This window comes from bacterium (genome assembly GCA_024228115.1).
Taxonomy (GTDB): Bacteria; Myxococcota_A; UBA9160; order UBA9160; family UBA6930.
The window spans coordinates 21,106-32,700 of record JAAETT010000376.1; the positions used below are offsets into that span (position 1 = coordinate 21,106).

Below are 11,595 nucleotides of genomic sequence, written 5' to 3' on the forward strand. Positions count from 1 at the left end.
GTCCCCTCGACTGCGTCTAGAACGTGTACCGGATTCGCAGGAAGAACTCGTCGCGATCTCTCACCGCAGCGAGGCCATTCTCCACGAAGTCCTTGTTGGCGTGGCGGCCGACTCGATTCGAAAGCGCGTTCGGCACGAGCGGCATCGTCCGGGCTTCTTCTCGTCCCTGGAAGAGCGCGAAGCCGAAGGTCACGGAGAAATCCGACGAGTATCGGTAGGTCACTTGACTGATGGCGGCACTCGAATTCGACTGGAAATCGTAGACGAGCTGCACGCTGGGGTTCAGACGGTCGTCGAAGTAGCCCGTGTTCACGGCGAGGACGGCCAGGATGTTCCACGGGCCGTTGGTCGGGAAGCTCTCCTCATAACCCGAGGTGTACCGGAAGAACCACTGGGTGTTGATGAAGAAGGTCCGGTTGGCGTTCATGAAGTTGATGAACGTGGGCCGATCGACGGAGACGGTCAGGTTGAATTGATCGACCTCGGTCAAGCCCTCGACCTTGTCCCAATCCGCCAGGTGGACGTCGTTCTCCCAGGTGAACTCGACGCCGATGTTGGACTTGGTGTAGTCCTCTGCGAAGTCCATCGCGAAGCCCAGGATGTTCCGCTTCTCGTAGCGCAAGACGAGATCGCGGCCCCCATGCCAGGTGAAATCGCGACGCCCGAATCGCCCGTTCCCACCGGCTCGGATCGCGTTGCGCTGGACACCGGTGATCTGGAAGAACGATTGCACCGAGCTGCAGAACTGGGGCTTGGCGAACGAGCAGCCGTTCCTGCGGAACGGATGGGCGGCATCGAAATCGCTCTCGGTCGGTCGGAGCGGGTCATCCGCGCTCGATAGCGCGACGAGTGCCATCAACAGGTTCCAGGACAAGATGCCCAACTCGGTCCGGAAGGCCTGGCCAACGAAGGGGTGGAGCGCACCGCCGGTCGAGCCGTCCACGCGCGGGTCGTAGCCGGAATCGCCCGGGCCGCGGCAGCCGGGCAGGATGACCATGCTGCCACCGTGGTAACGGGTGCAGATCGGGCCTCCTTCGAAGCCGACCGTGCCAGGCTGGATGACGCCCCGATCCGTCGTGTCCCAATCCATGCCGAAGGTGCCCTCGACTCCGGGAAAGGATTGGAAGAGCGCGCTGGCCTCGGCGTTCAGCAGGTCCATCCCCTCGATGTCGCAGTTGGTGTCGTAGTAGGGCCCGCAGCCGAGCAAGGCCTCCTGCTCGTCCGTGAGGAACGGCGACAGCCCGTTGCCCAGGAAAAAGTTCGAGAGACCAGGGACGGCGCCGCCTGCGATCAGCGCAGCCTGCACATCAGCCGGGTAGTCCGTGAACAGGGCTTGCGCACCGTCGGCCGGATCCATCCACAACGGCACGAACACCGTGGGATCGATGGTACCCGTGAGGAGGTTGGAAAAGACCCGGCCAAAGGGAGCGTTCGCGGTGATCGCTGCCAATGTGGTCGGGGTGAAGTTGCCCAATGCGGGAAGGAACACCGCCCCGCCAAAGAGGTTCCCAGCTCCGCTTTGTCCCGACCCCATGGCGCCGACGAGGCCCACCACCGGCAGCGGCGCCGACTGAAGGCCCGGTGTGGCGTCATCGGTATCCACCAGTGCATGGCTGTTGAACACGGACTGGCCGCAGGCACTGAGATCCAGGGTGCTGAAGCCGATGCTGGTGGCGCAGATCATCGTGAAGACCTGCTGGTTCACGCTATGCCGCGTGAGTGCGTCCTTGCCTTGCAGGCAGGCCGCCTCGCGCCCGGTCCGACAGCTTCCATCCGCCATGGTGTGGCGGGGGCGGCCGGTCTTCGGGTCGACGTTCCGGGAGTAACGGAACAGCGTGTCCTGATACGGCATGTCCGTGAAGCCGTAGTAGTCGCTCACAGCGAACGAGAAGCGGTTGTAACGCCACTCGACCCGGACGCCTGCCTCGACACCATGCCAGCTGTTCCACGGGTTGGGCGGGCGACGCTCGCCGGCGACGGTGAGGCCCGTGAGCCCGTGGATGAACAAGCCGAAGGTCTTGTCGCAGACCGGATTCGGCGCATAGGGCTCGCCGCAGCGTCCGAGATCCGTCGGCTCGAACTGATCCATCAGCACGACCAGTTCGGCGCGCACGTCCTCGAGCGGACCGACACTCCAGAACGACCACACGGCCCGGCCAGCCCACAAGCCGATGCGCGAATCCTCGAGGCTCGGCAACGAAGCGAGTGCCAGATCCTGGGGGTTCCACTGGTCCTGGTTGCGGAAGAGCTCCGTCTTGCCCCACACCACGGTCTGCTTGCCCAGGCGTAGCCAGAGCCGACTATCGAAGGCTTCGATGTCGAAATAGAGCTCTTTCAGCGCCTTTTCGTCCTGCTGGCTCGCGCCCTGGTTCCACTGCAATTCGTTGACCGTGAAGTTCTGGTCGAAGCTGTCGAACCGACCGTCGCGAAGGGCCGCGGCCAGACGCTCGTTCGGGTAGTAGACGCCACGCGCCTCGTGCTTCGGTGCCCATTCATCCGCGCGGCGTTCCGGAGCGGGGCGATAGGGGAGGGCGCCGGCGCCGACATCCCCGGTGATCGGCGAAAGATCCATCGAAGAGAACGGGTTGGGCTTGCCGGCGAGTTTTCCGGTGGGACGGATCGTGCAGGCCGGCTGCCAGGGGCCCATGATCTGGGTACCGACGCCATCCATGCTGCCATGCCGCTTGCGGAAATTGAAATCGCAATCGTCGGCCAGGATCTCGGAGAAGTAGAAGGGAGCGGGGTCGTCCTCGTTGCCGAACACGCCGTCGGCCCCCGGCGAATCGAAGAGCGTGTCGACGCCTTGGATGCTGAAGAACGGTGAAGCCACGCGGGAGCCGCGGTCGCGATCCCGGAAGCGGTAGGGAAGGAATTCCCGCGGAATGTCGCGGAAGTAGCGCTCGTCCCCGTTGTAGAGCTGGCCGGTGGACCGGAAGCCGGCCCTACGCCCATCCGAGAGCCGCTTGGGCTGGCGTTCAGGGCGATCGCCATACACGGAGACATTGGGGAAAAGCCCACACCCTCGGCGCCAGACGCAGTCGTAGCGGCCCTCGACGCGTGCGAATGCCGAAATCAAGTCGAAGGGGCCCCATCCATCGGGAGCAATGTTCGCCTCGATCTCGATGTTGAGGATGTTGTACCACTGCGTCAGGTCGAGGCCGTCGGACATGTCGAGATCGCGCGCAATCGTGCGCAGCTGCATCTCGAATGCACCGTGGACCTCCACGCGATCTTCGAGGAACTCGATGGCGTTGGCCGAAGAAGCGGCGGCCAGAAATGCCAAGGCCCCGAGCGCACTCGTGACGCGCGCTCGAAGACCCGACTTCGCGAACGTATGGCGACAACCACCCAGCATGGAAACCCCTCCAAGGACGCGCTGAGGTGGAGCGATTGGCCCATGTTTACCCAGCGTGCCGGGGAAAACTGTCCCCCTTTACACTGGTGACGCGTCAGGCGCGCCTCCTTGCCCCACTACCGGGTCCTTGGTGGTCTGCACAGCAGGATTCGTGCCGGTTCTCGGCTCGGGCGTCGAGTTGCCGGAGCTCGGCCTCAGGGCACGGTGATGACGCGGATCATGCTCGTGCTGCCCGTTTCGCTGGAGATTCCGGCGGTCACCACGACGGTATCGCCACTGCGGAGGTAGCCCCGTTCGGAAGCCCATTCGACGGCATGCTCGAGCTTCTCTTCGTCCGAGGCCGCATCCTTGGTCAACCAGGCGGTGACGCCCCAGTTGAGTGCGAGCCGCCGCGCCACCTGAGGAGAGCGGGTCGCTGCGAGGATCGGGCAGCGCGGCCGATACTTGGAGATCTGGCGCGAGGTGAAGCCACTCTCGGTCAAGGTCAAGATGGCGCTGGCCGCCAGATGATTGGCCATCTCGCTGGCCGCGCGGCTCACCGCGTCCGTGATGCGTGCGGTGGGGTGGGCGGAGATCTGCTGCAGGTAGCCGTATTCGCGCAGCGAGGCCTCGGCCACGGAAGCCAACTCGGCCATGTTCTGGACGGCTTCGACCGGGTAGCGCCCGCGCGCGGTCTCGCCCGATAGCATCACGGCGGAAGTTCCATCCAGCACCGCGTTCACCACGTCGCTGGCCTCGGCCCGGGTGGCCTCCGGATTCCGCTCCATCGAGTCGAGCATCTGGGTCGCGGTGATCACCGGCTTCCCGCTGCCGACCGTGTGCCGGATGATCCGCTTCTGGGCCACCGGAACCTGTGCAGCAGAAATCTCCACTCCGAGATCGCCGCGCGCGACCATCGTTCCATCCGCGACCTCGATGATCGCGTCCAGGTTCCGGATACCGTGGGAGCTCTCGATCTTGGCAATGATCGGGATGTGCTCCCCGCCGTGCTCGGCGAGGAAACTGCGAATCGCGGTGACGTCGTCCGCGCTCTGCATGAAGGAGGCAGCGATGTAGTCGATGCCGGCATCGGCGGCGAACGCCAGGTCCGCGCGGTTGGCGTCGTTCAGTCCGTCGAGGAGCAGGGAGACCGAGGGTACGTTGACACCCTTGTGGCTTTCGAGCGGGCCACCTCGCAGCACGCGACAGGCCAGCTCTCCGGGCAGGACCGTTTCGACCTCGAGCTCCAGGTGTCCGTCGTCGATCAGGACGCGGGTCCCGGGCTCGAGCCGCTCGACCAGTGCCGGGTAGGAGATCGAAACGCCGGCTTCGTCCCCAAGGATGTCGGCCGCAAACAGGCTGAAGACCGCACCGGGCCGGATCACGACATCCCGCGCAACACTGCCCGTGCGGATTTCCGCGCCCTTCGTGTCCATCATCGTCGCGACCATCGCGCCAACGCGCTCACTGGCCTCGCGCACGCTCTCGAGGCGCCGACGATGGCTCTCATGATCCTCGTGGGACATGTTGAGGCGGGCCACGTTCATGCCGGCTTCGATCATGCGCGCCAGGACATCCACGTCGTCACAGGCCGGGCCGATCGTAGCCACGATCTTGGTCTTGCGGAGCGAACTTCTCATGACTTCTTGCGGAACTGTTTGAAGTCCGGTGCACGCTTCTGCATGAACGCCACCACGGCCTCGATGTTCTCCGGCGAGCCGGCTCGGAGCATCATTTCCTTGTCTTCGATCTCCCGCGCCGCAGCGATTCCGGCCTGATGGGCGGATTGAAGCGTGCGCTTGATGCCGACCAGCGCCGAGATCGGCCACTGCGCGATCTCTCGCGCCTTGTCCATCGTGGCTGCCAACACCTCGTCATCGGGAAAGGCGCGTGCCGCCAGGCCGACTTCCAGCGCGCGTTTCGCATCGATCCATTCCGCCGTGAACATCAGCTCGTTGGCGCGTTGGCGCCCGATGGCGGATTGGAGCGTGTAGCTGCTCGCAATTTCGGGCACGAGGCCGAGGTTCGCGAACGGCAGGCGCATCCGCACGCTCTCGCCCACATAGACGATGTCCGCCGCCACGGCGAGGGTGCAGCCCCCGCCCACCGCGACGCCCTCGACGCTGGCCAGGAGCGGTTTGTCGAACGCAAAGATCGCATCCACGCAGGCAAAGAAGGCACTGGGCTTGCCATCGGCACGTGCTGGCGGGGGCTCTCCGCTGAAGCTGCTCAAATCGGCGCCGGAGGAGAAGTTGCCGCCGGCTCCCGTGAGCACGACGACGGCGACCTGGGCGTCCTCACGCGCCGCGTCCAGGGCCTGGGCCAGCGCATCCCATTGGACCTCATCGAAGGCATTCTTCCGCTTGGGCCGGTTGAGGGTCAACTGCAGCACGCCCTCTCCATCCAGGTCGGTCAGGATGCGCGGCTCTTCGGTCATCGGGGCTCCTCGTGCCAGATGCGGGCACGGTACCGGATCGCTTCCGCGGTAGCTGATCCGTCGGCTTTCACGTTTGGCCGGAGTTGGTATCCACAAGCGATCAGATCCGCGCTGCCAAGAGGTACGAGGTCGTATGAGTCGGGGCCGAGGCTGGGACGAGCCGCCGCTGCCCGAGGGCGAGCGACCCCACCCCATGCCCGCGTGGAAGTTCGTCCTCCACGGCCTGCTCGCGGCGGCGATCATGGTCGTCATCCTGCTCACCCTGGAACCCTCGCCGGAGAGGCTTCCCGCGGAATCTCTCGGCGGATTGTCGAGCAAATTCGCCTATGTCGAAGAGCATCGCGACGAGCTCGATATCTTTTTCGTGGGTTCCAGTCGGGTGCTGCGCGCGATCGTTCCCGAGCGGGTGGACTCCGCGCTGGCGGCGCTCGGTTGCCCCGGTGTGCGGAGCTACAACCTGGGCTGGGCGGGAATGTCGGCACCCACCATGGCGCGGGTGGCCGAGGTTGCCTCCCGCGGGCCGGGCGAGCGACCGCGTCTGGTCCTGATCGAGCCGATGGCCGCGTTCGGGCCGGCCCTGCGGACACCCTCCGATGTCCGCGCGCGTTTCGGAAATCGCGCTTCCACGGTGCCTCTGGGCTTCTTGCAGATCTGGGCTCGCCCGGCGCCAGGACAGTTTGCGGAACACCCGGTGTCTCGCGCATTGATCTTCTTGGGTGTCGCATCCCGCTCGGCGATCAGCGTCGGATTGTCGCTGGATTATCTGCGGACTGTCGCCACGACCGAGCTGGGCATCGGTCGCGCTCAGCGGCTCGCCTTCGGGGCTCCAGAAGCGTGGCCCCGGGTGTCGCCGGAGCAGCTTGACCAGCGTGGTTACCTCTCTCTCGAGCAGTCGACAGCGGAAGCCACCGGTGAGATGCGCACCCGGCTGCTCGAACGTCGCATGGATCCCGTGGCCGACCGCGAGAGATTCGAGGTGGTGACTCGCCAAATGGCCGACGTTGCGGTCGCCCCGGCCGAGTCGCTCTCTACCGTGGAGCGTCTATTCGTCGAACGTCTACTGGCCTCGGGAGATGGCCCTCATTCGCGAGCGGGAGCGCTCCTGCCTCCGACCGTTCGCACCGATGCCCTCAAGTGGGTGCGGGATGTGGCGCACCATCTCGCGGAGACGGCACCCGATCGGCCGGTCGTGATCGTACCGCCCGACGAACTGCCCGAGCTCTACGAGATCGAGAGCTGGCACGATCGGGGGCATCTGGCGGAGCGCGGCGCACGTCTCTTCTCGGAGGCGCTCGCAAGCGATCTCTGTCCCTCGACGTTTCTGACGAAGGGTGAGCGGGGCGCGGTCAGAACTGGAAATAGATGAAGGGTTTCGCCTCGAGCGGAACCATCAGGAGCGCCAGGCTCCAGGCCAGGCCATAGGCCGGCGCGAACGCGATGCCGGGGATCTCGCCGGCTCTTTCTTCGGGTCGCAGGCGCCAGCAGAGTGCGTGCATGCCGACCAAGAGGGCCAGGATCGGCCACACGACCCCTGGCAGGGCCGTGTTCCCGTGAGATGCCCAGGTGAGGTAGGCCTGGGCCGCGATCCAGGCGTCGGAAAGCGTCGCTGCGCGGAAGAAGATCCAGCAAAAGACCACCCACCAGGCGGTGAACAACAGGGCCGCAAGCCGCGAGAGGGGCCTGAGCCCGCCGGGGGCGTGACGGATGCCCACCAGGGCCCGCCACTGCCGGTGGACAACGAGGGCGAGGCCATGCAGTCCACCCCAGATGACGAAATTCCAGAATGCACCGTGCCAGAGACCGCCTAACAACATCGTGGCCATCAGGTTGACGCGCGTCCGGACCGAGCCGTGTCGATTGCCGCCGAGCGAGATGTAGAGGTAGTCCCGCAGCCAGCTCGAAAGTGAGATATGCCAGCGGCGCCAGAATTCCGTCGCGGAGAGACTGAAGTAGGGAGCGGCGAAGTTGCGCGGAAGCCGATAGCCGAGGAGCCCCGCCGTCGCGATCGCCATGTCGGAATAACCTGAAAAATCGCAGTAGATCTGCACGGCGTAGAGCCAGGTGGCTCCGATCAATGCGCTCGCAGTATGGGCCGCCGGTTCCGCATAGACGGGGTCGATCCAGAGCGCCAGGTTGTCGCCGACGCAGGCTTTCTTGAAGAACCCGATCCAGAAGAGGGTGAGGCATGCGCGTACGGGCACGATGGAGAAGAGTGGGCGGCTCACGAGCTGGGGGAGGAAATCCCGGGCGCGCACGATCGGTCCGGCAACGAGTTGGGGGAAGAAGGCAACGAAGAGGGCGAAGTCGAGTGGCTCTCGCCTCGCCTGAATCTCCCGCCGGTAGACGTCGATCGTGTAGCTCATCGACTGGAATGTGAAGAAGCTGATCCCCACCGGAAGTGTGAGGTGGAGTGTCGTCCAGCCGGCTTGCAGGCCGACGGCTTCGAGCAGCGCGGTTGCCGAGCCGGCGAAGAAATCCAGGTACTTGAAGGTGAAGAGGATGCCGAGGTTGGTGGCCAGACTCGCCCACAGCCAGGTGCGTCTCCGCGTCTGGTCTTCGCTGGCCTCGATTCGCAGGGCTGCGAGGTAGTCGATCGCCGTGGAGAGCAGGATCAAGCCCAGGAAGCGCCAATCCCACGCCCCGTAGAAGAAGTAGCTTGCGGCCAGTAGCCAGGCCTTGTGGTTGCGGTGGCCACGGCAGGCCCACGCCACCGCGAGCACGACAGCGAAGAAGACGAAGAAGGTCGATTCGACGAACAGCACGGCGGAGGACCTACGTGTAGCGAATCGGGTCACCCACGTCGTGACAGAGGCGTGCTACCGGACACTCCCAGGCTGAGTAACGAGAGGGCGGCCCCGAGCTTGGACAAGGGCAGCGTCAGTAAGGAAGGCTCCCTCGTGGCTCACATTCGAACCATCTCTTGTTGAAGGAGGCCGGCAGTTCTCTGAGATCGGTGCAGAACTCGGGGAGGCGGTCGTCGTGCACGGCGTGGTTCGTCTCGACAGCGACTTCGGCTATGGGCACCGGTACGAACCCCTGGAAGAGGCCAGCAGCGTGACGACCGACTGATCGGATTCACCCAGGTCGTGGGGCATGTGCGGAGAGGGGAAGCAGCAATCGCGTGCTCAGGCCGGATCCGGGCCCACGCGAATCATACGCTTGCCGCGGTTCTCGCCGGCGAGCAGGCCGATCAGGCCGCGGGGTGCGTTCTCGAGGCCGTCGAGAATGTCCTCGATGACCTTCAGCTCGCCGCTCTCCAGCCACTGCGTGAGATCACGCTCGGCTTCCTGGTCGCGGTCGAGGAAGTCCATCACGATGAAGCCTTCCATGCGGAGACGTTTCACTACCAGCAGGCCGGGGATGCCGATCGGGCTTGCCGGCGAGCCGCCGTCGTATTGTGAGACTGCACCGCAGCAGGAGATGCGTCCGTGTAGCTTCATCGCGAAGAGGGCGGCCTGCAGAATGCGTCCACCGACGTTGTCAAAGTAGACGTCGATACCGCCTGGGCAGAGATCCGAGAGGCGAGCCGAGACGTCATCGTTCTTGTAGTCGATGCAGGCATCGAAGCCGAGTTCCGCTTTGACCCAATCGCATTTCTCGGCGCCGCCTGCGATACCGACCACATGGGCGCCCTTGATCTTACCGATCTGTCCGACCAACGAGCCCACCGAGCCCGCCGCCGCCGAGACGACGAGGGTTTCGCCCTCCGCGATTCCTGGCACGTTGAGAAGGCCGTGGTAGGCCGTCTTGCCGGCGATGCCCAATACCGAGTGCAGGTGCGAGAGCGGCCGGTGGTCACTGCAACGTTGAACCTGCCTGGCGTCGAGTGCGGCGAATTCCTGCCAGCCGATCTCGCCGGCCACGACGTCGCCGGAGGAAAATCCGGGTGCGCGAGATTCGACGACTTCGCCGATGGCGTAGCCGTGCATCACGTCGCCTGCATTCACCGCGTCGCGGTACGTAGCGCCCTGCATCCAAGCGCGATTCGCCGCATCCTGGGAGAGCAGCACGTTGCGCACCAACAGCTGCCCCTGCTCGGGCGTGGGGAGAGGGGCCTGGCGGAGCTCGAAGTGGGATTCCGCAAGCTCCCCTTTGGGGGTCTCGACTAGAACGATCTGGGTGTTGTCTGCCATGGCGCGACGATACCCGATTCCGAATCGCTCTTGTCGAATTCCCCGAGGATGAAACGGACGTGGTATGGCCGGCGTCGGTGCATCGCTGGAACCAGTAGCTCCTCCTCGCCGTAGGCTTCGAACTGCAGCGCAAGGAGCCAAAGGGCGCGCCTGGACGGATGGATCGACGCGGCGCTGGGTACGTTCTCCGCAGACCAGGTTCTCGGATGATCGATGATGGCTGTCGTGTCGTGAATCAATCCAGTGTCAGGCGTTCGCAACACCGGGATCATATGGAAGCCGGCCCGCTCGAAGGTCTCCGGGCTACCGGCCTCCTCGACGAACGGGGATGTCCCGATACCGCAGATAAGCGCGCGCCTTTCCCGTATAGAGCGAGATGGCAGCACCGTAGAGTCTGTACGCAGGAATCATCCGTCCTTCGCTCCTCAGCAGGCGGCGTGTCGTACCTCGAAGTCGTTCAGCTTCACCGGGGATTGTTGGCCGCATATTACATATGTGGACAACAGGTGGAAAAGACTGTAATATTCTGGAATCGCCGGTACCGCCAGACTGCGAAGGAGCGAATCCACGATGACCGCACCCACCTCCTCGCACAATCTGGAGCCCCCGCCCGAGCCTCTCGGGGCCCGACGTCTGACGATGGAGCCGCCGCCCCAGTACCCCGGCGCGATGGTGAACGTCACCAACCATTGCAACCTCGAGTGCGCACATTGCTTTGTCTTCCGAGATGGCAACCCCAACGATTCGGAAGGGGAGATGAAGCCCGAGCGCCTGCTCGCCGAACTCGAACGCTTGCGCGACCGCCACGGGATTCGCCGCATGATGTGGATGGGCGGCGAGCCCATGCTGCGGTGGCGCCTGGTCGAGAAGGGCCTCGCGCTCTTCGAGAAGAACACGATCACCACCAACGGTACTGTGGTGTTCAAGGATTTCGGTCCCGATGTCACATACGTCGTTTCTCTCGACGGCCCACGGGACGTCAATGATCCGGTTCGAGGTGAAGGAGTCTTCGATCGGGTCATGCAGAACGTCGCCGCCCTCCCAGACGGTTTTCAATCCCTGGTGATGGCGCAGTGCGTGCTGCACCGCGAGAACCAGCATCGTCTCGAGGATCTGGTGCGCGAGCTGCTGCCCACGAAGTTCCAAGGCTTGACGTTCAGCTTCTATGTTCCCCGCGCTGACGAGGTCTCACCGAGGGCCTGGGATAGCCTCGAGGAGCGCGAGGCGGCGGTCGACATCGTCTTCGATTTGAAGCGCCGCTACCCGGGATTCATCTGGAACTCGAACCGCAGCCTGGAACTGCTTCGCCCTGCCACCGCCAAGCTCGTCACCGACCACTGCCCGATGCAGAAGGTGATGTTGCCGCTCTACATCGAGGGCAATGACTTCACCACGCCCTACTGCTGCTACGGCAACGATGTGGACTGCGACCGTTGTGGCTCCTGGGGCGTGTTTGCTTCCGCGGCCAAGATGGCCGGGCCCTGGGATTCGCTCCCCACCTGATGCCGCAAGCGGGGGGCGACTCGAAGATTCGATGCTGCAGCTGCCTGCCTAGGAGTCTGCGCGGCAGAGGGCCATTGAGGGGTGAGTCTCGCTAGAGTGAGCCATGCCGCGAGACTTTCGACGCTACGAGCCGGACCAGTCGCTTCTCCTGCCGCCCTCGCTTCGGGATTGGCTTCCCGAGGATCATC

The 11,595-nt window shown here is 64.5% G+C and carries 8 protein-coding genes; 2 read left to right on the forward strand and 6 right to left on the reverse strand.

Features of this window, described 5'->3' with window-relative positions:
* Positions 1–16 precede the first annotated feature (16 nt).
* The 3 genes from GY937_16675 to GY937_16685 form a co-directional block, all read right to left on the reverse strand.
* Entirely contained in the window at positions 17–3,355 is a 3,339-nt protein-coding gene (locus tag GY937_16675) for a hypothetical protein (GenBank protein ID MCP5058339.1), read from the reverse strand.
* Between the two features lie 194 nt (positions 3,356–3,549).
* Positions 3,550–4,974: a pyruvate kinase gene (gene pyk / locus GY937_16680; GenBank protein MCP5058340.1), complete on the reverse strand. Its 1,425-nt coding sequence runs from the start codon at positions 4,972–4,974 to the stop codon at positions 3,550–3,552.
* On the reverse strand, positions 4,971–5,771 hold the full coding sequence (locus tag GY937_16685) for an enoyl-CoA hydratase (GenBank protein ID MCP5058341.1): 801 nt from the start codon (positions 5,769–5,771) through the stop codon (positions 4,971–4,973). The genes pyk and GY937_16685 overlap by 4 nt, the downstream gene beginning before the upstream one ends.
* A 133-nt stretch (positions 5,772–5,904) precedes the next feature.
* On the opposite strand from GY937_16685, the gene GY937_16690 reads away from it, so the two are divergent.
* Entirely contained in the window at positions 5,905–7,137 is a 1,233-nt protein-coding gene (locus GY937_16690; protein ID MCP5058342.1) for a hypothetical protein, read from the forward strand.
* Here GY937_16690 and GY937_16695 read toward each other — a convergent pair.
* From GY937_16695 to GY937_16705, 3 genes are all read right to left on the reverse strand, one after another.
* Entirely contained in the window at positions 7,118–8,533 is a 1,416-nt protein-coding gene (locus tag GY937_16695; GenBank protein ID MCP5058343.1) for an MBOAT family protein, read from the reverse strand. The two genes, GY937_16690 and GY937_16695, sit on opposite strands and share 20 nt — an antisense overlap.
* Positions 8,534–8,896: 363 nt before the next feature.
* Positions 8,897–9,904, reverse strand: coding sequence for an NADP-dependent oxidoreductase (locus GY937_16700; protein MCP5058344.1), 1,008 nt, complete (start codon positions 9,902–9,904; stop codon positions 8,897–8,899).
* Positions 9,877–10,164 (reverse strand): hypothetical protein, encoded by a 288-nt coding sequence (locus GY937_16705; GenBank protein ID MCP5058345.1) that lies wholly within the window; start codon positions 10,162–10,164, stop codon positions 9,877–9,879. The genes GY937_16700 and GY937_16705 overlap by 28 nt, the downstream gene beginning before the upstream one ends.
* 310 nt (positions 10,165–10,474) lie before the next feature.
* Here GY937_16705 and GY937_16710 point away from each other — a divergent pair, with 310 nt between their 5' ends.
* Positions 10,475–11,407 (forward strand): radical SAM protein, encoded by a 933-nt coding sequence (locus tag GY937_16710; protein ID MCP5058346.1) that lies wholly within the window; start codon positions 10,475–10,477, stop codon positions 11,405–11,407.
* The last annotated feature ends 188 nt before the right edge of the window (positions 11,408–11,595 follow it).